A 26,634-nucleotide genomic window follows, 5' to 3' on the forward strand; every position below is an offset into this window, starting at 1 on the left:
CTACTTTGACAAATGCCTCTGAATTATTGCTGCTTTAGCTCTTCATCCAGCGCGCCATAGCAGCATCGTCAGTAACTCTGGCATCAACCCAACGCCCACCTTCGGCAGTCTCTTCCTTTTTCCAGAAGGGAGCAGCAGTTTTGAGGTAATCCATCATGAACTCGCAAGCAGCAAATGCTTCGGCTCGATGTGCGCTTGTGACTGCTACTAGAACGATTTGATCCTCTGGTTTGAGAGGTCCTACGCGGTGAATAATCAAGGTATTGCGAATATCCCAGCGAGTTTTGGCTTGAGCAACGATCGCCTCCAAGGCTTTCTCAGTCATACCAGGGTAATGCTCGAGAGTCATTGAATGCACCTCACTACCCTCGTTCATATCTCTTACAGTGCCCAGAAAAGAGACCACTGCACCGACTTGCAAATCACCTTTACGCAGATTAGCAATCTCCGTACTGAGGTCAAAGTCTGCTTCCTGAATCCGAATGATCATTTAGCCTCCAGTCACCGGCGGAAAGAAAGCGACTTCCGCATCTTCCATTAATGGTGTACTTGAATCAACCATCTCTTGATTTAAGGCACAACGAATAATCCTGTTACCAGTGAAGACCTCAGACCACAGTGCATCTCGTTTGCAAAGATAAGCCTTGAGATCATCGATCGTCTTTACTTCTGCCGGGACATCGATGCTTTCTTGCGAAACACCCAGTTTCTCGCGCAGAGCAGCAAAGAAGCGTAATTGAATCTGCATAGATTAAGCGAGTAACGCACTAAAAGGGATGTACTTCACCATACTACCCGCCTCAAAAGCTTGGCCTGGGGGGCAATCGATCAAACCATCACCCCATGAAGCACTGGTTAAGACTCCAGAGCTCTGATTAGGAAATAAATCTAGACCGCCTTTGCTATTGACTTTAACGCGCAAGAATTCATTACGCCGATCTGCTTTAGGCCAATTGAAATCGGCTCGCATTGGGTAGGCAGTCATCGACCCTGAATCACGCCCTTGTAATTTCAAAATGAAAGGACGAACAAAGAGCAAGAAAGTGACAAAGCTAGAAACCGGATTGCCAGGCAAGCCGATAAACCAAGCCTCCCCTGACTCTGCTTGTTCTGCTTTACGAACCGCACCGAATGCCAAAGGCTTTCCGGGCTTAATGGCGATCTGCCATAAATCTAGGCGGCCCTCTGCAGTCACTGCAGGCTTAATGTGATCCTCTTCACCCACCGATACTCCACCAGAGGTAATAATCAAATCATGATCTTTACTAGCTTTACGCAAAGCCTCGCGTGTGGCATCGAGCCGATCCGGAATAATTCCCAAATCCATCGCGTCACATCCTAATGAACGTAAGCAGGCTAACAAGGTATCGCGATTAGAGTTGTAGATACCGCCTGGCTTTAATGGCTCACCCGGCAGAGCTAACTCATCGCCAGTGAAGAATGTAGCAACGCGTACGCGACGCTTCACATTTAAATGGGTTAAACCGGCCGAAGCAGCAACCCCTAACTCTTGAGGGCGCAGAAACGTTCCAGCCTGAAGCGCCACTTTTCCAGCGCTGAGATCCTCACCGCGACGACGAATCCATTGACCTAATTTAGGGATGTAATTCACTTGTACTTGATCGGCTTGACCTTCAATAAGAGTGGTGTCTTCCTGAATAATGATCGCATCCGCATTAGGTGGGATAGGTGCCCCTGTAAAAATTCGTGCAGCACACCCTACCTCTAAAGGCTTCCCTACCGAACCCGCCGGAATCCGCTGGTTCACTTTTAGTACTGCACCCTCTTTGGTGATGTCAGCAGTTCGCACTGCATAGCCATCCATTGAGGTGTTATCCAGTGGCGGCACATCTACTAAGCTATTAACATCTTCAGCAAGCACTCTCCCAAGGGCAGCTTGCATGGCAACGCGCTCAGTTTCTGAAACTGCTCTTGCATGACTGAGTAAATGCTCAAGTGCCTGCTCAGCAGTCAGCATCGGTGGCTTATTCATAGCAGCTTAAAAATAGAATTAATTAACGTGGTCAGTAATGAAAGACTTCACTTGACCGACATCAGCATCGATATTAACGACGCGTTGAGGAAGAGACTTAATACCCTCCAAAGCTTTGGGACAGTCCGCCGGACGACCAAGAGCCTCCAAAATAGTCTCTTCGAACTTGATAGGCAAAGCAGTCTCTAATACAAGCATCGGCACTCCTGCTTGCAGATGCTCACGAGCCACCTTCACACCATCTGCGGTATGCGTATCAATCACCACACCATAGCGTTGGTCGATATCTTGAATGGTTGCAATTCGGTTTTCATGGGTGCTGCGACCTGACTGAAAACCATACTTAGCCATTGTCTGATAAACCGATGCTTTGGAGAGATCAAAACCACCTTGGCTTTCTACTTGCTGAAAGAGTTTGGCAGTAGCTTGACCATCTTGTGACATCAAATCAAATACAAAGCGCTCAAAGTTGCTAGCTTTGGAGATATCCATCGATGGGCTTGAAGTGTGCAAAGTTTCAGCAGACTTGCGAGCGCGATAGACGCCTGTTTTGTAGAACTCGTCGAGTACATCGTTCTCGTTCGTTGCTACCACTAGATGCTCAATTGGCAAACCCATCATGCGAGCAATATGGCCGGCGCAGACATTACCAAAGTTGCCGGAAGGAACTGTAAAGGATACTTTCTCTGCACTGGATTTAGTAGCCAACAGATAGCCCTGGAAGTAGTAGATCACCTGTGCCACTACCCTGCCCCAATTGATTGAGTTGACTGTTCCAATCTGGTTCTTCGCTTTAAAAGGAAGATCGTTACTTACTGCCTTCACAATATCTTGACAGTCATCAAACACGCCACCTACGGCTAAGTTAAAAATATTCGGGTCTTGCAAGGAATACATTTGGGCCGACTGAAAGGCGCTCATCTTGCCCCTTGGGGAGAGCATAAATACAGTCACACCTTCTTTGCCACGCATTGCATACTCAGCGGCGCTACCGGTATCTCCAGAAGTCGCCCCGAGAATATTCAGCTTCTGACCAGCGCGCTTGAGTGCGTATTCAAACAAGTTACCCAGCAATTGCATGGCCATGTCTTTGAAGGCCAAGGTCGGACCATTGGAAAGACTGAGCAATCCAATCTGTGCGCCCTGCTCTTCACCCAACCAATGAATGGGGGTGATATCTTGAGCAGAGTCTGCTGCACGCCCATTGCAATACACCTGAGCGGTATAGGTCTTGCGCAACAAAGCACGCAGGTCCGCCTCAGGAATGTCATCACAATACAAACTCAGAATCTCATAAGCCAGATCGGCATAGGAGAGGCCACGCCAGCTATCGAGTTGCGCTGTACTAATTTGTGGATAGTGCATTGGCAGATATAAACCACCATCTGGCGCTAATCCACCCAGGAGAATTTCTAGAAAAGATTGTTGCGGACTATTGCCGCGAGTCGATTGATAACGCATCTTTGAATACTAGGATAAGTTCTCTAAACGAATCTTGGTGACTTCACCCGCGACTGTTTTCAAGCCCTGAATCTCTTGAATGGCAGCCAGCATATTTTTCTCTTTAGTTTCATGAGTCAGAATCACGAGATCCGTTTGACTCTCACCTTCATTGGCTTCTTTTTGAAGAAGCGCGTCGATTGAGACACTATGTGAAGCCAAGATTTTAGTTATTTCTGCCAAGACGCCAGCTTGATCCGCCACTCTCAGACGCAAGTAGTAGCTCGTAGTTACTTCACCGATCGGTAAGACAGGAATATCTTGAACAGCATCGGACTGGAAGGCCAAATGGGGGACGCGATTTTGCGGATCAGCCGTAAGCAAGCGAGTAACGTCTACTAAATCAGCAATCACAGCAGAGGCAGTTGGTTCAGACCCTGCACCCTTACCGTAATACAAAGTCGTTCCGACTGCATCACCAAAAACCTGAACGGCATTCATCGCACCTTCAACATTAGCAATCAAACGCTTGCTTGGGATTAAGGTGGGATGTACACGCAACTCGATACCAGCAGGTGTTTTCTTGGCAATACCCAATAATTTGATGCGATAACCTAACTGCTCTGCATAACGAATATCAATCGCGGAGAGTTTTGTAATGCCCTCCACATGCGCTTTATCAAACTGCATTGGAATACCAAATGCAATCGCACTCATGATGGTGGCTTTATGAGCGGCGTCGATACCCTCAATATCAAAGGTGGGGTCTGCTTCTGCATACCCTAAACGCTGCGCCTCTTTCAAGACGGTCGCAAAGTCCAAACCTTTGTCACGCATCTCAGAAAGAATGAAATTGGTAGTGCCGTTGATGATGCCAGCAAGCCACTCAATACGATTGGCAGTTAAACCTTCGCGCAGTGCCTTGATGATAGGAATGCCGCCTGCAACCGCAGCTTCAAACGCCACCATCACGCCTTTATCATGGGCCGCCTTAAAAATCTCATTGCCATGCACTGCAATCAAAGCCTTGTTGGCTGTCACGACATGCTTGCCTGCAGCAATAGCCTCTAAGACCAAGTCTTTAGCAATCCCGTAGCCACCAATCAACTCCACCACAATATCAATTTCGGGATTGTTGATGACAGCACGGGCATCGTTCACGATCTGCGCATGATTCCCAACCACTTCTTTTGCGCGCTCGACATTTAAATCCGCAACGGTATGAATCCGAATCCCGCGACCCGCACGACGCTGAATCTCATCCTGATTACGCTCGAGAACAGTGAATACGCCGCCACCTACAGTGCCAATACCTAACAGACCTACTTGAATCGGTTTCATGATGCCTTTGTTACGGTTGAAGAAGCCACTTTGCGGCCATGTTTATTTCGATAACGCTCTAAGAAACTCGCCAAACGTGTAATTGCTTCTTTCAGAACATCTTCATGCGGCAAGAACACCAAGCGGAAATGATCTGGCGTTGCCCAGTTAAATCCAGAACCCTGCACCAATAAAACTTTTTCTTCTTTTAACAAATCGGCAATAAATTGCTGATCATCTTTGATTGGATACATTTCAGGATCCAACTTAGGGAAAAGATACAGGGCAGATTTGGGTTTGACACAAGTCACGCCTGGGATCGCGGTAATGAGTTTCCAAGCGATATCACGCTGTCTTGCAAGACGACCGCCTTCACCTACCAAATCATTGATGCTTTGATAACCACCTAAGGCTGTCTGAATTGCATATTGGCCTGGAACGTTGGCACACAGCCGCATTGAGGACAACATATTGAGTCCCTCAACATAATCCCGCACCATCGACTTATCACCTGAGACTACCATCCAACCAGCGCGGTAACCGCATGAGCGATAGTTCTTAGATAAGCCATTAAAAGTAATCGTAACAACATCTTTTGAGAGCGAGGCCAAAGACACATGCTTCTCTTGATCGTAAAGCATCTTGTCGTAAATCTCATCCGCAAATAGGATCAAACCATGCTCACGAGCAATCTGAGTCAGCTCAGTTAATACTGCAGTGGAATAAATAGCACCCGTTGGATTATTGGGATTAATCACCACAATCGCTTTGGTACGTGGCGTAATTTTTTTACGGAGATCCGCTAAGTCAGGAGCCCACTCTTTTGACTCATCACACAAGTAATGTATCGGCGTGCCACCAGACAAACTCACCGCAGCCGTCCACAAAGGATAGTCAGGCGCAGGTACTAGCACTTCATCACCGTTATTGAGCAATGCATTCATAGCCAAAACAATGAGCTCAGAAACGCCATTGCCGGTATAGATGTCATCTAATGTGACGCCTTGGATCCCTTTTTCTTGGCAATACTGCATGATGGCTTTGCGGGCTGCAAAGATGCCTTTTGAGTCGGAATAGGCTGATGCATTACTCAGATTTCGGACCATGTCCAGCTGAATTTCTTCGGGGGGATCAAAGCCAAAGATGCCCACATTACCAATATTGAGCTTAATGATCTTTTGACCCTCTTCTTCCATGCGCTGAGCGAGCTCGAGCACGGGGCCACGAATGTCGTAACAAACGTCTTTGAGTTTTTCTGACTTAAGGATCGGCTTCACGGTAAATTAGGGGTAAGTTCTTGAAATCTTGGAAAAAATGCCTAGCTATAATCCCTACAATTATGACAGAGAGTCCATGTGAAGCTTGAATCTGACCCCCATTCTGGAGCTAATACCGTTACCGGTTATGGCGAAGGCTATGTTGAAATCAACAAAGTTCCCTATCAGCACGCCGTACTTCTAAGCTCCAACGGTGAGATTAAGCCATGGCCAGTAGCCAGTTTCGGCGAACTCCAAGGTGAGCATTTTTCCCAAATAGCCAGCCTAAAGCCTGAACTCATCATCATCGGTACCGGTAAGCGCCAGCAATTTCCTAAACCGGAGCTACTCAAGCCTTTAATTGCGGCCAAGGTGGGTTTTGAGATCATGGACTCCCAAGCCGCCTGCAGAACCTACAACATTTTGGTTGGGGAAGGACGCCATGTTTTGCTAGCGCTGATCGTTGAAGGCGATGCATGAGCTTTAGCTCCAGAAAACCAGAGACTTTATTAAGCCCAGCTCAAGTGCTTTTGCTCTTGGCCATTTATGCATTGATTTGGTTTGGCACACTAAACTATCGCCACCTCATCCCTTCTGATGAAGGTCGTTACGCAGAGATGGCTCGTGAAATGCTGGTCAGTGGTGATTGGCTTACCCCACGCTATAACGGCTACCAATACTTTGAGAAACCTCCTCTACAAATTTGGGCTACTGCAGTTGCATTCAAACTTTTTGGTATTGGCGACTGGCAAGCGCGTCTGTGGACAGCCTTAACAGGCTTCATCACCATTCTCTTCGTTGGCTTTACTAGTGCACGCATTTATGGTGCGCGCGCAGGCTGGCTTGCAGCAGTGGTTCTGGCATCCAGCCCGATGTGGGTTATTGGGGGCCACTTTAATTCTCTGGACATGGGCCTCTCAGCATTTTTGGTAGCCGCACTTTGCAGTCTTTTGCTTTCGCAAACATCGAATAATCAAAACGCTACCCGACAATGGATGTGGGTCTGCTGGATCATGATGGGCTTGGCAACGCTTTCTAAAGGTTTAATTGGTGCTGCCTTACCACTCATGGTTTTAATCGTGTATTCCATCAGCAGCTGGAACTGGAAAATCTGGAGACAGTTGTCTTTGCTTAGTGGCCTCATTCTTTTCCTAGCAATCACTGCCCCATGGTTTATTTTGGTTTCGATTCGCAATCCCAATTTTGCAGAATTTTTCTTTATTCATGAGCATCTACAGCGCTTCACCCAAGACGCTCATAGCAGAACGGGGCCGATTTACTACTTTGTTCCCCTGCTCTTGATTGGCTTTTTGCCTTGGCTCTTCCAGATGCCTAGCGCTATTGCGCAAGCTTGGGCAGAATCCAAAAGGGGCTTCTCGAGCGCTTGGCTATTGGTTTGTTGGTTTGTGGTGATATTTGGATTCTTTAGCATCTCGCATTCAAAACTCCCGGGCTACATCATGCCAATCTTTCCGGCACTCGCCATGCTGGTTGGCTTTCGCCTAAATCACAACTTAGGCCAGACAAATTCTCTTCGGCTCACCTGGCAATTGCAGACCCTTACCTTTGCCATTCTGGGAGGAATTGGATTCGCATTCCTCGACAAAGTCGGTGCTCAAGCGCGCCCCGATGAAATCGCCGCTTATGCGATCTATACCCATTGGATCATTGCAGCGTTAATTGCTTTAATTATTTTTTCACTTCTCGCAACCTGGCAAGCTAAGCGCAACGGGCTTACTAGTATTGCTAGCTTTGCTATCGGATTTTTTCTCTGCGCCATTGTTGCAGGGACTGGCCATGAAACTTTGGGACGCGCTGTCTCTGGCGTTGATCTAGCTGAGCGAGTGAAGTCCAGCATTCCGCAAAAGGTCAATTTCTATTCCGTGCGCATACTAGATCACACGATGCCCTTCTATTTAGGTAGAACGATGATCATGGTGGAAGATCCAGACGAGCTGGAGTACGGCGTCAGTCAGGAACCCAATCTTTGGCTACCCACTCTAGATGCCTTCATCGAACGCTGGAAAGAAGACCCTAGCAGCTATGCTTTGATGGTGCCTGAGCAATACTTGCAATTACAGCAGCAAGGACTGGCAATGCAAGAGGTAGACCGAGACTCTCGCCGAGTGGTAGTCAAACATCCTGATAGCCCACAATCTCTGCAACAATAAGACCCCATGGCTGATACTCCTTTTATTCCCTTTACGCGCCCCAGCTTTGATGAGGCGACGATTGATGCCGTAGGTGAAGTATTGCGCTCGGGTTGGGTGACTTCAGGTCCTAAGTTGGCCGAATTCGAGGCAGCCCTCAGCGACTATTTTGGAGGTAGTCCTGTACGTTGTTTTGCCAACGGCACGGCAACCATGAAGATTGCTCTTCAAGTGGCTGGCATTGGCGAAGGCGATGAAGTCATCACCACCCCCATCTCTTGGGTTGCCACTTCTAATGTGATTTTGGGTGTTGGTGCCAAACCGGTGTTTGTGGATATTGATTCAATTACTCGTAATCTCGATCTATCCAAAGTAGCTGCTGCAATAACCTCCAAGACCCGTGCCATCATGCCGGTCTATTTAGCAGGCTTACCTGTCGATATGGATGAGTTGTACGACTTAGCTCAGCAACACCAATTGCGCGTAATTGAAGATGCTGCACAAGCGTTTGGCTCTACTTGGAAAGGTCGAAAGATCGGCAGCATTGGTGATCTCGTGAGCTTTAGTTTTCAAGCGAATAAGAATCTGTCTACTGTAGAAGGTGGTTGCTTGGTTTTTAACAATCTGGATGAGGCAAAACTGGCTGAGAAATTGCGCTTACAAGGCGTGACTCGGCAAGGCATGGATGTCATGGATGTCGATGTATTGGGCGGAAAAGATAACCTCACCGATGTCAATGCCGTGATCGGCCTTCATCAACTCAAACAACTACCCCAATTTCAGACTAAGCGAACCGAGTTAGCGCGTCACTACTTTGCAAGTCTTCGTCAAGAAATCCAATCAGCCGGCCTAGAAAATTTGCACTTGGAGCTGCCTCCAGAAAATTTCACAGATAGTAATTGGCATATGTTCCAAGTGGTTTTGCCTTTAAACCAACTCCAGGTCGATCGCGCACAAGTCATGACAGAACTAAAAGAGCTGGGCATTGGTACTGGCTTACATTACCCAGCAATCACCGGCTTTAGCCTTTACAAAAAACTGGGTTATCAGGTCAGCGATACGCCGATCGCCGAGCGTATTGGCCGATCCATTCTGACTCTGCCATTATTTCCGGGCCTCAATCAACCCGATGTGGGGCGTATCTGCAAAAGCCTGGTTGCCATCCTCAAAAAGCACGCTAAATAGTCCTTTGACGACCCCCATTCGCCATAACTGGGGCCACATGCCAAGATCAGGCAAAATTGCGGGATGACTGCGAATATAGCCACCCCAGCCAATCAGCCTCAGCTGAGCATCGTTATCCCCGTTTATAACGAGGAAGATGGCCTGCAAGCCCTCTTTGATCGCCTCTACCCCGAAATGGATCGTGTGGCGGCCAAGCACCAACTTGCCTATGAAATCATTTTCGTGAACGATGGCAGTAAAGATCGCTCTGCTGGCATGCTGAGCAAGCAATTTGAGCTCCGCCCTGACCAAACCCGTGTTCTCTTATTTCACAGTAACTTTGGTCAGCATATGGCCATCATGGCTGGCTTTGAGTATGCCCGGGGGGATTACGTCATTACTTTGGATGCCGACCTGCAAAATCCTCCTGAGGAGATTGATGCCTTAGTTGTCGAGTTACTCAAAGGGCATGACTATGTTGGCACGATTCGCGCTGATCGTCGCGATAGTTTCTTCCGAAAATTCGCTTCACGCATGATGAATCGTCTGCGCCACAGCATTACCCACATCACCATGACAGATCAAGGCTGCATGTTACGTGGCTATAGCCGTCGAATTGTGGACTTAGTTCGTCAATGCGATGAGAGTAATACTTTCATTCCTGCTCTTGCTTATACCTTCGCTGCTGATCCAGTAGAGATTGTCGTCAAGCATGAAGAGCGCTTTGCTGGCGAATCTAAATACAGTCTCTATCAATTGATTCGCTTGAACTTTGATTTAGTGACTGGTTTTTCTGTGATGCCACTGCAAATCTTTTCAATCCTGGGTATGCTCTTGGCCCTGGCTTCCGGTATTTTATTTATCTATCTTCTAGTACGCCGCTTCTTACTAGGAGCTGAAGTTGAGGGTGTATTTACCCTCTTTGCACTCACCTTCTGCTTGATTGGTGTAATGCTCTTTGGCCTTGGCTTAGTTGGTGAATACATCGGGCGTATCTACCAACAGGTTAGACAACGTCCTCGTTATGTTGTTAAAACTGTTCTCGAGAAAAAATAATTGCGTGCAGTCGTCTTTGCCTATCACGATGTAGGCGTCAATTGCTTACAGGCATTGCTGGATGCAGGCATTCAAGTGGATCTAGTGCTCACTCATCATGATGATCCACATGAAAATATTTGGTTTGGCAGTGTGGCTAGATTCTGTGAAGAAAAGCAGATACCTTACATTCAGCCTAGCGCTAGCGAATTGTTAAGCCTTACTCCAAAACTCCAAGCGCTTGCACCAGACTACCTCTTTTCTTTTTACTATCGCTACATGATTCCGGCAGATATTCTGAGTTGCACCAGAGTCGCGGCTCTGAATATGCATGGCTCGTTACTACCAAAGTACCGCGGTAGAGCACCGGTGAATTGGGCGATTCTGCATGGCGAATCTGAAACGGGTGCGAGCTTACACATCATGGAAGCCAAACCCGATGCGGGCGATATTGTTGGTCAAGTAGCAGTCACAATTGGTCCCGATGAAACCGCAACAGAGGTATTTGCCAAAGTGAGCAAGGCCGCTGTAGCGGTTCTCAAAAGCGTACTGCCCCAACTGATTCAAGGCCAAGTTCCTCGCAAACCCAATCTTTTGAGTGAGGGTAGTTATTTTGGTGGACGCAAGCCTGAAGATGGGCGCATTCATTGGGCCCAAACGGCTCAGCGGGTCCATAACTTAGTCCGTGCGGTGGCACCCCCTTATCCTGGAGCCTTTACCGACTTTCAAGGACAAACACGGATTGTGGCAAAAACCCATTTGGGCGGGCCATTTCCTCAGGGGCTGAATCTTCAGACTCCGGGAGTCCAAGTGGTTGATAATCGGGTATTTGGTATCTGCGGAGACCAACGGGCTCTGGAAATTCTAGAGTGGTATCCCGCAAACAAAACTTCATGAAAACGGGGCAGTAGAAAGATGAAAAAAGTACTCATTCTGGGTGTTAATGGCTTTATCGGCCACCACCTCTCCAAGCGGATACTGGAGACAACTGATTGGGATGTCTATGGCATGGACATGCAAAACGATCGCTTAGGTGATTTGATCAATCATCCACGGATGCATTTCTTTGAGGGTGATATCACCATCAATAAAGAATGGGTTGAATACCATATTCGTAAATGCGATGCGATCCTCCCGCTCGTGGCGATTGCTACTCCAGCGACTTACGTTCAACAGCCGTTGAAAGTTTTTGAGCTCGACTTTGAGGCTAATTTGCCCATCGTGCGCTCTGCCATGAAATACAAAAAGCATTTGGTCTTCCCCTCAACCTCTGAAGTCTATGGCATGTGCGAAGACAGCGAGTTTGATCCCAGCACATCCAATCTAGTCTATGGCCCAATCAATAAACCCCGTTGGATTTATGCCTGCTCAAAGCAACTGATGGATCGCGTGATCTGGGGTTACGGCATGGAAGGCTTGCGCTTTACCCTGTTCCGTCCATTCAACTGGATTGGCCCTGGTCTAGACAGCATCTACACCCCAAAAGAGGGATCCTCACGGGTGGTAACTCAGTTCTTAGGCCATATTGTGCGCGGTGAGCCCATCAATTTAGTTGATGGTGGTGCTCAAAAAAGAGCCTTCACATATATTGACGACGGCATCGATGCCTTAATGCACATCATCGCCAACCAGAACGATATTGCCAATGGCAAGATTTATAACATCGGCAATCCAAAAAACAATCACTCTGTACGCGACCTCGCTAATCAGATGCTTGAGATTGCCAGAAGTATTCCTGAATACGCGAAGACCGCCAAAGAAGTAAAGATTGTCGAAACTACCTCAGGCGCTTATTACGGTGAGGGCTACCAAGATGTGCAGAACCGAGTTCCCGCAATCGATAACACCATGGCTGAATTGGGCTGGAAGCCCACCACCACCATGACTGATGCGCTCAAGAATATTTTTGAAGCCTATCGTCAGGATGTGGATAAAGCCCGTCAACTCGTCGACTCAGACTAATTCTCGAGGTCCATGGCAAAAATTGCTCTCAAGGTTGATGTTGATACCTTACGCGGTACGAAAGAAGGCGCCCCAAATCTAGCGCGTCTTTTTCAACACTACGATCTGAAGGCTACCTTTTTGTTTAGCTTAGGACCTGACCATACCGGCTGGGCCTTGAAGCGCGTTTTTCGTCCAGGCTTTCTGAAAAAAGTCAGCCGCACCTCAGTCTTAGAGCACTACGGTCTCAAAACATTGCTGTACGGGGTATTGCTTCCGGGCCCTGATATTGGCAAGCAAGCAGCCAATCAAATGCGTGCAATTGATCAGGCGGGTCATGAGACTGGGATCCATACTTGGGACCACGTTGCTTGGCAGGACGCCGTTCGTAATCGCGACCCCCAGTGGACTCATGTACAAATGCAAAAGAGTTGGGATCGTTTTGTGGAGATCTTCGGCCATCCTCCAGTCACTTACGGTGCAGCTGGCTGGCAAATGAATGAAGCTGCGTTTGAGCAACTCGACCAATGGGGCATCCGCTACTCTTCCGATGGCCGATCTGAACCCAACCTCATGCCTTACCGCTTAGCACTTCCATCCGGCAAAGCAAAACACGTTCAATATCCAACTACGCTTCCGACTTTTGATGAACTGATCGGAGTAGATGATGCCTCCGAATTGGATGCCGTTAAACAAATCTTGGCCATTACCCAAAGCAATCCCAACGATCAAGTCTTTACCTTGCACGCTGAGCTCGAGGGTCAAAAACTGCTCCCCGCTTTTGAAACCCTCATTCGGGGCTGGCTAGAGCAGGGTCACGATTTAGTCACCATGGGAGAGTTACATCAATCATGGGTAGCGACAAAACAGCTTGATAAGATAGCGGTAATGCCCCTGGTTTGGAGTGAGATCCCCAATCGGAGTGGTGAACTCATCGTACAAACCCATTGATAATTAAGAGAGACTAATATGACTGTAAGCATCGGCCAAACTATTCCTAACTGTGCGATTCCTGCTACATCAGGACTGACCTTTACCCCAGAATCTGCCCAAGGCAAAAAATTGGTGCTCTACTTCTATCCTAAAGATATGACTCCAGGTTGCACCGCTGAGTCTGGTGAGTTTAGAGATCATATTGAGGCCTTTAGCAAAGCCAATACCTTGGTTGTTGGCGTCTCCCGCGATAGCCTCAAATCACACGATAATTTCCGCAGTAAATTAGGCTTACCGTTTGAATTGGTTGCCGATACTGAAGAGCAACTTTGCCAGATCTTTGGGGTCATGAAGATGAAAAACATGTACGGCAAACAAGTCCGTGGCGTAGAGCGCAGCACCTTTCTTTTTGACGCTTCAGGCAAGCTCGTTAAAGAGTGGCGTGGCCTCAAAGTTCCAGGTCATGTGACAGAAGTATTACAGGCTGCTCAGGCAATTAAATAAATTTGCTGCAGGCGCTTGCAAAGCTCTGAATTTGGGGTAAAGTATTTACATGCACCGTAAACGACGGGAAAGTCTGACAATCCGTTTGAATCATCAGCCTGAAGACTCTAGAGCAGGCACGGTAAGCAACCCCCTCTTTTTTGTATCCAGTTTCATCACAAACCGTCAATGCAAATCGCTTGGCGGTTTTTTCTTTTAGGAGAGCTGCATGCCATTGCCACCCATCCCAACTCAAATTGCTGGTCAAGTGAAGTTGAGCGCTAAAGACACACCAGATTTAAAGAAACGCCCTGCTCCAGCAAAACCAGTTGTGATGGAAAATCATGCCCCCGATTGGGCTCATGATGATGAGGTCGATTTATCTGCTGCTGAAGAAGCCTTAGAGAAGATTAAAAGCGATCATCGCCCAGCGCAAATTCAACGCGCTGAAGCTAAAGCGCCAGCTCCCGAAAAGCCAAAGCGGATTATCCGCACTGGCCCTCCTAGCTTATTCGTGCTCGATACCAATGTTTTGATGCATGATCCAAGCTCGCTGTTCCGCTTCGATGAGCACGATCTGTTTTTACCAATGACTACCTTAGAGGAATTGGATAATCACAAAAAGGGTATGACTGAAGTAGCACGCAATGCCCGTACCGTCAGTCGCTCACTCGATCAACTGGTTGCTGGCACCAATGGATCACTGGATGAAGGTATTCCGCTGAACAAGCTAGGCAACCAAGATGTTTCTGGTCGCCTCTACTTCCAAACCAAGTTATCGACCCAAGCTTTGCCTGAAGGTTTGCCTGAAGGTAAAGGTGACAACATGATTCTGGCGGTCGTGAGTGAGTTGCAAAAAACTCGCCAGGGCCAAGAGGTGGTGTTGGTTTCTAAAGATATCAATATGCGCATCAAGGCTCGCGCCTTGGGATTACCAGCAGAAGATTATTTCAATGACCAAGTCTTAGAAGACCGTGACCTGATGTACTCCGGCGTGATGACATTGGCTGCCGATTTTTGGCCCAAGCATGGCAAGTCGATGGAGAGCTGGGCAGACTCCAAGTCAGGCACGATGTTCTATCGCGTGACTGGCCCAGCTGTTCCAAGCATGCTGGTGAATCAGTTTGTCTATCAAGAAAATCCTGACGGCTCCACACCGTTCTACGCCCAAGTCCGTGAAATCAACGGCAAGACCGCCCTACTACAAACATTGAGAGATTTTTCTCATCAGAAAAATAATGTTTGGAGCGTGACCGCCCGCAATCGTGAGCAAAACTTTGCAATGAACCTACTCATGAATCCTGAGATCGATTTTGTAACGCTCTTAGGTCAAGCGGGTACAGGTAAAACCTTGTTGGCCTTGGCTGCTGGACTGGAGCAAGTGCTAGATAGCAAGCGTTATAACGAAATCATCATCACCCGCGCTACCGTTCCAGTAGGTGAGGATATCGGCTTTTTACCAGGCACCGAAGAGGAGAAAATGCAGCCATGGATGGGTGCCTTTGACGATAACCTTGAAGTGTTGCATCGCAATGATGACAATGCCGGTGAATGGGGTCGCGCTGCCACTCAAGAGCTCATTCGCTCACGCATCAAAGTCAAGAGTATGAACTTCATGCGGGGCAGAACCTTTGTGAGTAAGTTTGTCATCATTGATGAAGCGCAAAACTTAACTCCAAAACAAATGAAAACCTTGGTTACCCGTGCAGGCCCAGGGACCAAGATTATTTGCTTGGGCAATATTGCCCAAATTGATACACCTTACTTGACTGAGGGATCTTCGGGTCTGACCTATGTTGTTGATCGCTTTAAGGGTTGGCGTCATGGTGGCCACATTACCTTGGCTCGGGGCGAGCGCTCCCGTCTTGCGGATCATGCTGCAGACGCACTCTAAGTCAAATCAATCATGCCGCACCCTTGTGGGGTGCGGCATTTTTATTTGCACCTTACTAACACTATCGGGCTGCAGCACTTTCTCAGGCTCGAGCACAGGAGGCAAATACTCCAATCCTAAGCTCGCTCAATTCAAAAATGATACGAGCGTAGGTACAGAAGATATCTCGATTGCCGCCGTCGGTTTAGTGGGTGTTCCTTATCGCTGGGGCGGAAACAATCCCAATGGTGGCTTTGATTGCAGTGGCTTAATCAACTATGTTTATCTTAAAGCTGCTAGCATTAAGTTGCCGCGCACTATTCAAGAGATGAGTAATAAGGGTCGCAGTGTTGAAAATCAACCCCCTGCTCCAGGCGACTTAGTGTTCTTTAATACCACTGGTGAAAAATATTCTCATGCAGGCATTTATGTTGGTCAAGGGCGTTTTGTTCATGCCCCTAGCGCAGGTGGCACAGTGCGGTTAGAACAAATTGAGAGTCCTTACTGGGCAGCGCGATTTACAGAGGCAAGAAGGTTCAGCTTCTCGGTACAGCACACGAATTAAAACGGCTCGTAGCCACCAGAGGAATAACCAATGGATCCTAATGCCAAGTTATCGAACTTGGTATACGGACCTTGCCAGCTCAGGCGGATTGTCCCAATTGGACCATTACGCTGTTTGCCGATAATGATCTCTGCCATACCTTTATCTGTGGTGGTATCCGGGTGATAAACCTCATCACGATAAATAAACATGATCAAGTCAGCATCTTGCTCGATCGCTCCAGACTCTCGCAAGTCAGACATGATGGGGCGTTTATTAGGGCGTTGCTCAAGACCACGATTTAACTGTGACAGAGCAACTACAGGGCATTGCAATTCTTTTGCAAGCGACTTTAGTGAGCGGGAGATCTCAGAAATTTCAGTAGCTCGGTTTTCAGAACTGGAGCCACCACTACCACTCATCAGTTGCAAATAGTCAATCACAACTAAACCCAGGGTGCCACCAAAGTTTCGGGCAATCCGTCTAGCGCGTGCACGAAGCTCGAGACTTGATAACGAGCCCGTTTCATCAATCAGAATTTGGGTATTACTGAGACGGGCAATGGCATCTGTCACACGTGGCCACTCATCATCTTGCAACTTGCCGGTACGCATCCGGCTTTGGTCTACCTTACCTACTGAGCCAAGTAAACGAGAGGCCAATTGCTCACCCGACATCTCCATTGAGAAGACTACGACTGGTAAACCTTCAGAGAGGGCTACGTTCTCGGCGATATTAAGAGCAAACGCGGTGTTATGGGTAACGACATAATCATTCGTTACATAGGTTCTTTGAGGATGACTCACTGAAATACATTGCGCCTCAGACATTCTGGAGGGAACAATGCTTGTAAATGAAAGTCTGCGCTGACGATCCCAGCTTGCTCTTAATCTTTCCTTCTTTTCGGGCAAAGTGAAAGCTTCAAAGCCAGGGCCAAAGCTCATATTTAAAACATAACTTAGACGACCTTGCTTCTTTTCACCCTTGTAGGTATAGCTTGTCTGCTTATGGGCTATTGTGCAAAAGCCACCTAGAGATCTAGCTAAAGTTGCAACATCCTCAGATAGTTGTTTGCTTGCTGTACAGAAGCGAATAGAACCCCACTTCTCAATCCAGCCATCGGTATCCATCAAACCCTGGAACAATGCAAGACGAGAATTTTTATTCGCCTCTAGATAAGTTGCTGGAATGTATTTATCAAAACTTCTGCTGCCAAGAACACCGATATCCTGCAATGCAGGCCTGAAATAATTAGTTGGAACTGCTTGACGTGCGCCATTGGCTGCGATTCTGGCTTTAGAGACTATTCTCCAGTCGTATGCATTAGCGTGCACCAACTCCATCTCATAGTTCGCAAGTAAATTCATACGCTCTACCATCTCTGGAGATTTGGTAGAGAATGAAATGCTGCTATGAGATAGAGCCAAAGTTCCATCGCCAAGCAATGCACCCAATACCCATGGATGAATTGGCAATGCATTCGAATGGCCAAAATCACCTGATACAGGGTCAATCCATAGTCTGTTCTTATATCGAACACACTGCAGCATTTCCATTAAACGAGCTGTATTGATAACGCGCGGCTCAGACCAATCGCGGTACATCACACGCCATAGGTGCTCATCGCAACACTCTGCTTGACGACCATCTGAAAAAGTGACTTTGTATATCTGCTTGAGGCCTTGTGGGTAAATGCCAGTCACCATTGAATGCTGACCATCCACCGAAGCGAGGCGATCGCCAAAACGCAAATCACCCATCAACTTCCAACCATCAACCGTTTTGATCTTTGCGTCTAAAGGTTGCGCCTTGCCCATAGAGGGTCTACCGGCCACAATCACCAAGTCACCTTTTTGTAAGCCACTCGTTTGTTTGTCTAGATCAATAAAGCCTGTAGCAATACCAGTGATATCGCTACCACCTTGACGGTTATATAACTCGTCGATGCGTGCAACAACAGATTTCAGCAAGGGCTCAATCTCGAGCCAATCGTTTTTACGATTGCCTTCTTCGCCGATCTGCAAAATGCGTGACTCTGCTTCATCCAGCAAAGTTCTCACCGATCGTCCTTCAGGCACAAAAGCCGAATTCACAATCGCATCGGAGACTTCGATTAAGCGTCGCAGAATACTGCGATCACGTACGATATCAGCGTAACCCTTGATATTGGCCGAGCTTGGAGTGTTCTGCGCCAGAGAATTCAGGTAATCAATACCCACCAGATCGCCGCCCTGTTCCGCCTTCACAGCATCGTGCACAGTAATTACATCAGCCGGTTGATTCTCACCAATAAGTCGTGCCAGCACCTTGAATACCAAGGCATGCTCACGACGGTAGAAATCTTTATCTGTTAATACGCCACCTAAGCGGTCCCAGGCGGTGTTATCGAGCAGTAGACCGCCGAGCAATGATTGCTCGGCTTCTACAGAGTGAGGCGGGACTTTTAAAGCCTGCAGGACTGAGTCCCCAGAACCCGTCATGCCAGGATTCAGCGTAACGGAACGTGAGCGGGATTCAGCCATGAGGCTAGTTTACAGACTGAAGACTTAAGCTTGCTCGCCAATGACACGAATGGTGATATCAGCCACTACATCGGTATGAACTGCAACCGCTACAGGGTGATCACCAACCATTTTCAATGGGCCAGTAGGCATACGAATAGATGATTTTTCGATCTCAAAACCTTTAGTCTTCAAAGCATCGGCGATGTCATGGTTAGTGACTGAGCCAAACAAACGTCCATCCACACCTGCTTTTTGACCGATTTCCAAAACAAGATCTTTCATCTTGACGCCAACTGCTTCAGCAGCAGCCAATTTCTCAGCGGCTAACTTTTCCAATTCAGCGCGACGCACTGCAAAATCAGCAATTGCTGCTTCAGTTGCACGACGGGCTTTACGTTGTGGGATCAAGAAATTGCGAGCGTAGCCATCTTTAACACGAACGACGTCGCCAAGATTGCCCAAATTGGTTACTTTTTCTAAAAGAATAATTTGCATAATGGGCTCCTAATTATTTCTTGTGTTGATCTGAGAAAGGTAACAGAGCCAAGAAACGAGCACGCTTGATAGCGGTGTCCAATTGACGCTGATACTTTGCTTTTGTGCCTGTCAAACGTGCAGGGGTAATCTTTGCGTTTTCAGCAATGAAGTCCTTCAAGGTATCGACATCTTTGTAGTCGATCTGCTCTACACCAGCAACTGTGAAACGGCAATAACGCTTACGCTTGAACAATGGGTTCTGAGCGGGCTTCTTTTTGAAATCGGGTTTCTTTCCAAACGCCATGATGATTCCTCTTTAATCTTTCAATTGAATATGGGTAATGTGGAAAACGAGTCTTTGATTACGTAGGTTCTTGGGGGCTAAAAATCCTTCAAACACTGCCTCGGCTCCTAAATCCATTTGCTCTATACCCTTTTGAATTGGGCCAATTGCAATGGCTTCGACACTCATCTGAATTTTCCGCGCTACTCCTACTTCGTTAGCTTCACCAGCATGTTCTAGCTGGCAATGCATCACTGGTATTCCAGCGGGGGTAAATCGAATTGCGTCTTTAGCAACCAAGCGTGCAGTAAGGGTGAAATGATTCAACGCCGTTCCGCCACTCTATTTCGTTTCGTAGTCTCTGCTTTCCTCTTCAAATTGCTTACTTAGACAGCCACTTCTGGCACATCGGTATGAGCTTGTTTGCGCGCTTCTTCACGCTGCACTTCTTTCATCATGATGGAAGGCTCTGTTTCAGCTTTCTTAGTCTTGATGATGAGGTGACGCAAAACAGCATCATTAAATTTGAACGCATGCTCAAGCTCTTCCAGAGTTTTCTGGTCGCACTCAATGTTCATGCAAACGTAATGGGCTTTAGCAAGTTTGTCGATCATGTAAGCCATCTGACGACGACCCCAATCTTCGATACGATGAACTTTGCCGCCGCTGGCAGCTAAGGTTGCCTTATAGCGATCAATCATCGCTGGCACTTGCTCGCTTTGGTCCGGATGGACGATAAAGACGATTTCATAATGACGCATCTAACACTCCTTTAGGATAAAGCCACCTGGGCGTCTTGCTAAGTTCGGATGGTTGTAGAACTTAGCGACCAGTGTGGCAAGGTAGTAACAAATTGTAGGTAAACCTAAAACTCTCACCTGATTTCAGGCAAGACCGCTATTCTAGCAAAAAAATCCTGCCAAGTCAGAGATTTAGCGCTCCCGCCCTGTAAATGGGCAGCATTTAAAGCCAACTGCAGTACGATCCTAGCTTTAGGGCTTGAAAGCTTGCCTGCTGCCGCAAAGCCTGGGCCGTCCTTTTCAGGAATATTTGGATAAACCAATCCCGCACCTGTTCGAGTAGTTCGCACAATAGCAATGCCCCGCTGGGCTACTACCTCTAAAGCGGTCCTCCAAGCATCATGAAAGCCGCCCAAGCCCGAACCTGCAATGACTAAGCCCTTGACATCTGTTTTGAGCCAATGGGCAATAGATACCTCTCTGGCACCTGCATGACTGGTCAAAATTTCTACCCAGGGCCAAGCATCAGCAGCTGGAATCGGTAAATCCTCCGGAAAAGTCGCAAGGACTTCCCGAACCATCGATAGCCAGGAGGGATTCACCAGGTGCATGGGGCTTGAGGGTGAATCCTGAATGGGCGCATGAAGAGCACTACTGTGACGCTTTGCGAGATCAGCAGCTAAACAAACCTGACCTGCAAACACGCCATAAACCCCGCCTGGGGCATTATCTAAGGGGGTAGCAGCCCAGAGAATCGCAGCCATCAGATTCTTAGGGCCATCCGCACCAGGAGCATTTGCAGGCAACATCGCACCAGTCAGAACAACCCGCTTACCCAAGGTTGATGCAAGCTTGCTGCAGGTGGCCTGGAGAAAGACTCCCGTCTCCTCAAGAGTGTCGGTACCATGGGTAATGACGATTCCTGAAACTTGGGTATTGGTAAGGGACTCCCTTACTGCATTACCCAACTGGGTTAGCAGATCCTCACTCAGATTCCGACTATTGATGTTGGCAAGCTGACGGGAGATCAGCTGGATTCCCTCCGGAAGACCCGGCTTGAGGTGGCTCAGCAGGGTGTCTACCCCCAATTGCCCAGCCTCATACTGAAGGGGATTTTCAGAGGGACTAGGAGCTAGTCCGGCAATCGTACCTCCCACTCCAAGAATCAGAATATGAGGAGAATTTGCGGTATCTGTGGTTTTTGTGCTCATGGTTCATTATCCCGCTTCCCAAATTCTCTTGAATTGTCCAAAACTGCTGTATACAATCACAGCATGGACATAAATACAGTCGACTTCCCCGAGGAGCTAGCTGCCCTCCCCAAACTCACTCCCCGCCAAAGTGAGATCTTGGATCTCATTACCAGTGCCATTGAAGAAAGTGGCCTGCCACCGACTCGCGCGGAAATTGCTACCCGCCTGGGCTTTGCCTCTGCCAATGCAGCGGAAGAACACTTACGCGCTTTAGCTCGCAAAGGTTATGTTGAGTTGAGTCCTGGCACATCACGCGGCATCCGCATTCCGCAACGCTTTAATCAGTCGCATAGTCAATCACGTCCACGTCAAATGTCTTTACCTTCGGGCGCACTACAACAACTGACCCTGCCACTCATTGGTCGCGTTGCTGCTGGCTCCCCCATCATGGCGGTTGAGCATATCGAGAAGCACGTACCCATTGATCCAAGCCTATTTAGCAAAGGTGCTGATTACTTACTCAAAGTAAAAGGCATGAGCATGCGTGATGCAGGTATTTTGGATGGAGACTACCTAGCAGTTCGTAAAACGTCCGAAGTGCGCAATGGCGATATTGTGATTGCGCGCCTTGACGATGAAGTGACCGTTAAACGTTGGCAGCAAAAGAAAACTGCGAATGGTATGGTTATTGAACTCCAGGCAGAGAACCCAGACTTCAAAAATATTCTGGTGGACTCTCGGCAAGCGAACTTTGCCGTTGAAGGTCAGGCAGTAGGATTGATCAGAGCTGGCGGCCTGTAAGACAAGCGCCCCTTAGCAAACAAAAAGGCCTCGTAAGAGGCCTTTTTTTACTACTTCCTAACTTGAATTAACGCTTAGTAGGAGAAATCACATTTGCATTTTTAGGAGATGAAGTAATCACTATGATTGTCTTAGGTCCACTAAATGAGCCTTCAGAGACTTCGACCGTTGCCGTTCTATCGCCTTTAGTGAACACCAAAATACTGGTCTTTGCTTTGACTGCGCTCACAGTGTTCCAGCCAGCTTTAGGGTATTCAGACTGAAAGAAAGCATAGACGTCTATTGCCCCTTGCAAAGCGCTAATGACGGCTCGCCCAACCCATTGATCACCGCCACCAATGATGATGGACTCAGCACCAACAATTTTGGCGCCTTGTGGCAAAGGCATATCACCCAGAAGCTGAGTCTGCACTTCCTGAACTTCGGCTTGCGTGCCGCTTGGCGAGTCGCCCGATGCGCAGCCAAATAATACGGAAGCGAATAGAACCGAGGATCCGACTTTGATCATTCTAAGTGCAGTCATATTTTTTGCTCTTTTCTCTTGTTTTGCTAGAGTGTCTAACTTACAGCAACTATAAGTATTTTAGGTGAAGCCACTATTTCGTCAAGGGAAATAGATGGAGGCGCGTGAGGGAATCGAACCCCCGTACGAAGCTTTGCAGGCTCCTGCCTAACCACTCGGCCAACGCGCCAAACTTGAATCAAAAATGGGAAGCTTTTCAGGGCTTCCCATCAAAATTGGAGCGGGAAAGGAGGTTCGAACTCCCGACCTATACCTTGGCAAGGTATCGCTCTACCAGCTGAGCTATTCCCGCATAACAGGGCAGTAGTTTAACAAACAATCGCCAAGAGAGCACTATTTCATTTCAAAGCAGATAGTCCAGAGCTTTAATCAGCCCTGCCACTCAATTGCGGTAAGGCTTTCTGCAGATAATAGAACATAGACCATAAGGTTAAAAAGGCGGCGATCCAAATCAGCCAAGTTCCAAGCCGAGCGCAATTGAGCCAACCAAAAAGCGTGTCATTGAGGAGTAAAAACGGAATTGCGATCAACTGTGCAGTAGTTTTGAGCTTCCCGACCATATGCACCGCCACGCTTCTGCCAGCACCTAAGAGTGCCATCCATTCACGTAGTGCTGAAATCGTAATCTCTCGTCCAATAATGACTAGGGCCACCCAGACTTGAACGCGATCCATATTCAGCAAAACCAGTAAGGCCGCAGCTACGATCAGCTTATCCGCGACGGGATCCAAGAATTGCCCGAAGGCCGACTCTTGTTTCATCTTTCTGGCTAAATAACCATCCAACCAATCGGTTACTGCCGCCGCAACAAAAATAATCGTTGCAAAAAGATTTTGGTCGAATGGAGATAACCAAGAATTCGGTAAATAGAAAATGGCTACCAACAATGGGATAGCGGCAACGCGCAACCAGGTTAAAGCGATTGGTAGATTGAAGGGCATCGTGTAAGCATAAACCAATGCGAACTAGTAGCAGCAGGACTCCAGAAATTAATGCAATTGCCGATAGATTTGCTCGGCTAGGGTCATCGAGATTCCATCAACTCCGGCAATTTCTTCAACGGTAGCGCCCGCCACACCTCGCAAGCCTCCAAAGCGAGCCAAGAGTTTTTGACGACGCTTGGCTCCAATCCCTTCGATCTCCTCTAAGCGAGAGACCGTTCTGGCCTTGGCACGCTTAGCGCGCATACCGGTAATGGCAAAGCGATGCGCTTCATCCCGAATTTGTGCCACCAGTAAGAGGGCTGCGCTATCAATACCTAACTCGAGCGGCTTACGATCATCCGCAAAGATGAGTGTTTCCAGCCCCACCTTACGGCCCTCACCTTTGGCAACACCCACAATCAAACTGATGTCCATACCAAACTCTGTGAGAACTTGTCTTGCCATCTCCACTTGCCCTTTACCACCATCAATCAAAATCACTTGCGGTAATTTATCGACTGGTAATTCTTGAAAATTAGCATAACGTCTTTGCAATACTTGTCGCATCGCCGCGTAATCATCTCCGGGGGTAATACCATCAATATTGAAGCGACGGTATTCGCTCGATTGCATATCATTCTTGGCGTACACCACACAAGAAGCTTGAGTAGCCTCACCAGAGGTGTGACTGATATCAAAACACTCGATACGCAACTGCTCCAGATTTTCCAGATCTAGACTCAATACATCAGCTAAGGCTCGGGCCCGTGCAAGCTGTCCACCAGTCTCGACTAGGCGTTTAGTGAGAGCCAGCTTAGCATTGCCCTCTGCCATTGCTAACCAATGACGACGCTGCCCTTGAGGTTGATGCAAGAAGGTAATTTTCTTGCCCGCTTGAGTGCTTAATAGACTTTGCAAGCTCTCAACGGATTTATCTTCTACAGATCCGCCATCCTCAGTGCTGGGCTGTAAGGAGTGATTGAGAATAAAAACTGGGGGAATTAAATTCGTAGTGCTAGTTCCACTTTCACTTGGCTCATCCTCTAAGTAGTGTTGCTGAATAAAAGTTTCCAATATTTCAGCTGGGCTAGCCTGCTCACCCGAAGACATGCGCAAGCCTTTCGGGAAATATGGTCTGTCACCCAAATGACGGCCACCGCGCACCATTGCTAGATTGACGCAAATCATGCCCTCCATTTGCGCCACTGCAATGATGTCAACATCTCCCTCACCATCGGCGACGGTATCCATCGACTGTTGTTGCAGAACACTAGATAAGTCAGCGATACGATCCCGCATCACAGCGGCCATTTCAAACTCCATTGCTTCACTGTATGCCGCCATCTCTTTTTCTAGTTCAGACAGCACGCGACTATGGTCACCCTCTAAAAAACGGGTAGCTTGTGTTACATCTTGTCCGTATTGCTCCACGCTCAGCCGCCCAACACAAGGAGCACTGCAGCGGTGAATTTGATGAAGTAAACAAGGACGACTCCGATTCTTAAACACAGAGTCTTCACAGGTTCGTAAGCGAAAGACTTTTTGCAAGATCTGTACACTATTTCGCACCGCCCATGAATTCGGGAAAGGGCCAAAGTAGCGATTGCGTTTATCTACCTTGCCACGATATGAGGCCAGACGAGGGAATGTATGTCCCGTTAGCATGACATAGGGATAGGATTTATCATCTCGAAACAAAATATTGAATGGCGGAGACAACTCCTTAATCAGATTGTTTTCTAAAATTAAGGCTTCAGTTTCGGTTCGTGTTACCGTCGTTTCATAGCGAGCAATTTTGCGCACCATGTTTTCAATTCGCGGAGATAACTGGGTGCGCTGAAAATAACTCGATACACGCTTTTTGAGGTTGCGGGCCTTACCTACATACAGAATGTGTCCCGCTTCATCAAAAAAGCGATACACCCCCGGCAATCCGGGAAGCCGTTTAACGTCCTGCTGAAGGGTTTCAAAAAGCGAATTACTCATGCGTTGGGATATTTTCTGCCAAATCGTCGATAACTATGGTGATGCCGGTATTTGCTGGCGTCTAGCCCGAAGCTTAACAAGCCTTCATGGCCAAGAGGTCCGCATTTTCTGCGATGACCTACCAACCCTCAATTTACTCTCCCAAGGCTGTCCCGCTGAGAATCGTGACAAAATTAAAACCGAAACTTGGGCAGCCAGCTTTGAAAATGCTCGCCACCCTGTTGAAACCCCTGATGTTGTGATCGAGGCCTTTGGCTGCCATTTACCCGAACGCTATCTAGCGGGCTTAATGATTGCACCAAAAAAACCCACAATCATCAACTTAGAGTACCTCAGCGCTGAACCGTGGGTACTGGACTTTCATGCTAAAGCCTCACCCCAAGCTCACGGCATGCCGAAGTACTTTTTCTTTCCAGGATTTCAAGAGACTGCTGGTGGCATCCTCCTTGATCCTATTCCAACTGAACAAAAAAGCGCTGCAAGCAATCTTCCTAAAAGCTTAATCAACACTTGGGCAAAGCTGCGACCTGGAGCAAAACGGATCAGCGTCTTCTGCTACCCCGGCTTTCCGCTCCGCAAATGGATTGAAGATCTGAGTACGATAGATGAGCCAATCGATGTGATCCTGACGCATGGCCATGCAGAGCTATTAAAGATGGGCTCTACAGAATCTCTTGAGCTAGCTCCCAGTATTCAGCTACTTTCTATACCGTTTGTTTCTCAAGATGAATATGACTGGCTGCTCGCTCATTGTGACCTGAATATTGTGCGAGGAGAAGATTCATTCATCCGCGCTCAATTGGTTGGCAAGCCATTGATTTGGCACATTTACCCACAGGATGATCAAGCGCATCAAGTCAAATTGGCAGCCTTTCTGGATCTTTACCTCGCCAATGCAAATCCACCCTTCCAGAGCGCTTGCCGAAATGCCATGAATTGGGCTCTGCCCCATACCTGGTTTTCAGAACTCGATACATGGACCCTCCATGCCACGGCCTGGCAAACAGATTTACTACAAAAACAAGGCGACGGAGGCCTAGCAGCGCGTTTAGTCCGGTTCGTAAGCTAGACC

Annotated in this window: 27 protein-coding genes and 2 tRNA genes; 12 read left to right on the forward strand and 17 right to left on the reverse strand. The window is 47.8% G+C overall.

Going from position 1 to position 26,634, the window contains the following annotated elements:
* Nucleotides 1–34: 34 nt before the first annotated feature.
* From moaE to AOC06_RS06150, 6 genes are read right to left on the reverse strand one after another with little or no spacing between them, the layout of a single operon-like run.
* Nucleotides 35–490 carry a molybdopterin synthase catalytic subunit MoaE gene (moaE, locus tag AOC06_RS06125; RefSeq protein WP_215379487.1) on the reverse strand — a complete coding sequence of 152 codons (456 nt, stop codon included), beginning with the start codon at nt 488–490 and terminating at the stop codon, nt 35–37.
* The gene (gene moaD / locus AOC06_RS06130) at nt 491–748 is read right to left on the reverse strand and encodes a molybdopterin converting factor subunit 1 (RefSeq protein ID WP_215335891.1); all 258 of its coding nucleotides are present in this window, start codon (nt 746–748) and stop codon (nt 491–493) included.
* Nucleotides 749–751: 3 nt separating this feature from the next.
* Complete coding sequence (locus tag AOC06_RS06135) at nt 752–1,993, reverse strand: molybdopterin molybdotransferase MoeA (RefSeq protein ID WP_215379489.1); 1,242 nt, start codon at nt 1,991–1,993, stop codon at nt 752–754.
* 18 nt (nt 1,994–2,011) lie between these two features.
* A complete protein-coding gene (gene thrC, locus AOC06_RS06140) occupies nt 2,012–3,454 on the reverse strand; it encodes a threonine synthase (RefSeq protein WP_215379492.1) in 1,443 nt (480 codons plus the stop codon).
* Nucleotides 3,455–3,463: 9 nt separating this feature from the next.
* Nucleotides 3,464–4,774, reverse strand: coding sequence for a homoserine dehydrogenase (locus tag AOC06_RS06145; RefSeq protein ID WP_215379495.1), 1,311 nt, complete (start codon nt 4,772–4,774; stop codon nt 3,464–3,466).
* Nucleotides 4,771–6,030, reverse strand: a complete 1,260-nt coding sequence (locus AOC06_RS06150) for a pyridoxal phosphate-dependent aminotransferase (protein WP_215379498.1) — start codon at nt 6,028–6,030, stop codon at nt 4,771–4,773. Before AOC06_RS06150 ends, AOC06_RS06145 begins: the two co-directional genes overlap by 4 nt.
* Before the next feature lie 78 nt (nt 6,031–6,108).
* On the opposite strand from AOC06_RS06150, the gene AOC06_RS06155 reads away from it, so the two are divergent.
* The 10 genes from AOC06_RS06155 to AOC06_RS06200 all read left to right on the forward strand — a co-directional run bounded on the left by AOC06_RS06155 (nt 6,109) and on the right by AOC06_RS06200 (nt 16,153).
* The gene (locus AOC06_RS06155; protein ID WP_215379501.1) at nt 6,109–6,489 is read left to right on the forward strand and encodes an Mth938-like domain-containing protein; all 381 of its coding nucleotides are present in this window, start codon (nt 6,109–6,111) and stop codon (nt 6,487–6,489) included.
* Complete coding sequence (locus AOC06_RS06160) at nt 6,486–8,180, forward strand: glycosyltransferase family 39 protein (RefSeq protein WP_215379504.1); 1,695 nt, start codon at nt 6,486–6,488, stop codon at nt 8,178–8,180. The genes AOC06_RS06155 and AOC06_RS06160 overlap by 4 nt, the downstream gene beginning before the upstream one ends.
* Nucleotides 8,181–8,186: 6 nt before the next feature.
* Complete coding sequence (locus AOC06_RS06165; protein ID WP_215379507.1) at nt 8,187–9,344, forward strand: DegT/DnrJ/EryC1/StrS family aminotransferase; 1,158 nt, start codon at nt 8,187–8,189, stop codon at nt 9,342–9,344.
* A 63-nt stretch (nt 9,345–9,407) separates the two neighbouring features.
* Nucleotides 9,408–10,379 carry a glycosyltransferase gene (locus AOC06_RS06170; protein ID WP_215379510.1) on the forward strand — a complete coding sequence of 324 codons (972 nt, stop codon included), beginning with the start codon at nt 9,408–9,410 and terminating at the stop codon, nt 10,377–10,379.
* The gene (locus AOC06_RS06175; RefSeq protein WP_215379512.1) at nt 10,380–11,255 is read left to right on the forward strand and encodes a formyltransferase; all 876 of its coding nucleotides are present in this window, start codon (nt 10,380–10,382) and stop codon (nt 11,253–11,255) included.
* Between the two features lie 18 nt (nt 11,256–11,273).
* Entirely contained in the window at nt 11,274–12,320 is a 1,047-nt protein-coding gene (locus AOC06_RS06180) for a bifunctional UDP-4-keto-pentose/UDP-xylose synthase (protein WP_215379514.1), read from the forward strand.
* Between the two features lie 12 nt (nt 12,321–12,332).
* A complete protein-coding gene (locus AOC06_RS06185; RefSeq protein ID WP_215379516.1) occupies nt 12,333–13,250 on the forward strand; it encodes a polysaccharide deacetylase family protein in 918 nt (305 codons plus the stop codon).
* Between the two features lie 18 nt (nt 13,251–13,268).
* Nucleotides 13,269–13,736 (forward strand): peroxiredoxin, encoded by a 468-nt coding sequence (locus tag AOC06_RS06190; RefSeq protein ID WP_215351403.1) that lies wholly within the window; start codon nt 13,269–13,271, stop codon nt 13,734–13,736.
* A gap of 208 nt (nt 13,737–13,944) precedes the next feature.
* Nucleotides 13,945–15,609, forward strand: a complete 1,665-nt coding sequence (locus AOC06_RS06195; protein WP_215379519.1) for a PhoH family protein — start codon at nt 13,945–13,947, stop codon at nt 15,607–15,609.
* Nucleotides 15,590–16,153, forward strand: coding sequence for a C40 family peptidase (locus AOC06_RS06200; RefSeq protein WP_215379520.1), 564 nt, complete (start codon nt 15,590–15,592; stop codon nt 16,151–16,153). Before AOC06_RS06195 ends, AOC06_RS06200 begins: the two co-directional genes overlap by 20 nt.
* On the opposite strand, the gene dnaB is transcribed toward AOC06_RS06200, so the two are convergent.
* From dnaB to AOC06_RS06230, 6 genes are all read right to left on the reverse strand, one after another.
* A complete protein-coding gene (dnaB, locus tag AOC06_RS06205; protein WP_439650655.1) occupies nt 16,150–18,654 on the reverse strand; it encodes a replicative DNA helicase in 2,505 nt (834 codons plus the stop codon). The two genes, AOC06_RS06200 and dnaB, sit on opposite strands and share 4 nt — an antisense overlap.
* A 24-nt stretch (nt 18,655–18,678) precedes the next feature.
* Entirely contained in the window at nt 18,679–19,131 is a 453-nt protein-coding gene (rplI, locus tag AOC06_RS06210; protein WP_215335906.1) for a 50S ribosomal protein L9, read from the reverse strand.
* A 13-nt stretch (nt 19,132–19,144) separates the two neighbouring features.
* Nucleotides 19,145–19,417 (reverse strand): 30S ribosomal protein S18, encoded by a 273-nt coding sequence (gene rpsR / locus AOC06_RS06215; RefSeq protein WP_112204645.1) that lies wholly within the window; start codon nt 19,415–19,417, stop codon nt 19,145–19,147.
* Between the two features lie 12 nt (nt 19,418–19,429).
* Complete coding sequence (priB, locus tag AOC06_RS06220) at nt 19,430–19,723, reverse strand: primosomal replication protein N (protein WP_215379521.1); 294 nt, start codon at nt 19,721–19,723, stop codon at nt 19,430–19,432.
* A gap of 59 nt (nt 19,724–19,782) precedes the next feature.
* On the reverse strand, nt 19,783–20,157 hold the full coding sequence (rpsF, locus tag AOC06_RS06225) for a 30S ribosomal protein S6 (protein WP_215335908.1): 375 nt from the start codon (nt 20,155–20,157) through the stop codon (nt 19,783–19,785).
* A gap of 113 nt (nt 20,158–20,270) precedes the next feature.
* Nucleotides 20,271–21,347, reverse strand: coding sequence for an asparaginase (locus tag AOC06_RS06230; protein ID WP_215379522.1), 1,077 nt, complete (start codon nt 21,345–21,347; stop codon nt 20,271–20,273).
* Between the two features lie 63 nt (nt 21,348–21,410).
* On the opposite strand from AOC06_RS06230, the gene lexA reads away from it, so the two are divergent.
* Nucleotides 21,411–22,130, forward strand: coding sequence for a transcriptional repressor LexA (gene lexA, locus AOC06_RS06235; protein ID WP_215379524.1), 720 nt, complete (start codon nt 21,411–21,413; stop codon nt 22,128–22,130).
* Between the two features lie 67 nt (nt 22,131–22,197).
* On the opposite strand, the gene AOC06_RS06240 is transcribed toward lexA, so the two are convergent.
* The 5 genes from AOC06_RS06240 to uvrC all read right to left on the reverse strand — a co-directional run bounded on the left by AOC06_RS06240 (nt 22,198) and on the right by uvrC (nt 25,562).
* Nucleotides 22,198–22,653 carry a hypothetical protein gene (locus AOC06_RS06240; protein WP_215379526.1) on the reverse strand — a complete coding sequence of 152 codons (456 nt, stop codon included), beginning with the start codon at nt 22,651–22,653 and terminating at the stop codon, nt 22,198–22,200.
* A 95-nt stretch (nt 22,654–22,748) separates the two neighbouring features.
* Nucleotides 22,749–22,822: transfer RNA gene (locus tag AOC06_RS06245), tRNA-Cys, on the reverse strand.
* Nucleotides 22,823–22,869: 47 nt separating this feature from the next.
* Nucleotides 22,870–22,945 (reverse strand) — tRNA-Gly (locus tag AOC06_RS06250).
* 73 nt (nt 22,946–23,018) lie between these two features.
* Nucleotides 23,019–23,594, reverse strand: coding sequence for a CDP-diacylglycerol--glycerol-3-phosphate 3-phosphatidyltransferase (gene pgsA, locus AOC06_RS06255; protein ID WP_215379528.1), 576 nt, complete (start codon nt 23,592–23,594; stop codon nt 23,019–23,021).
* Nucleotides 23,595–23,642: 48 nt separating this feature from the next.
* Nucleotides 23,643–25,562 (reverse strand): excinuclease ABC subunit UvrC, encoded by a 1,920-nt coding sequence (gene uvrC, locus AOC06_RS06260; protein WP_215379530.1) that lies wholly within the window; start codon nt 25,560–25,562, stop codon nt 23,643–23,645.
* Between uvrC and earP the strand changes: the two genes are divergently transcribed.
* Entirely contained in the window at nt 25,561–26,631 is a 1,071-nt protein-coding gene (gene earP, locus AOC06_RS06265) for an elongation factor P maturation arginine rhamnosyltransferase EarP (protein WP_215379531.1), read from the forward strand. The genes uvrC and earP overlap by 2 nt on opposite strands.
* Nucleotides 26,632–26,634 lie beyond the last annotated feature (3 nt).

This window comes from Polynucleobacter paludilacus, assembly GCF_018687595.1.
GTDB classification, from domain to species: domain Bacteria; phylum Pseudomonadota; class Gammaproteobacteria; order Burkholderiales; family Burkholderiaceae; genus Polynucleobacter; species Polynucleobacter paludilacus.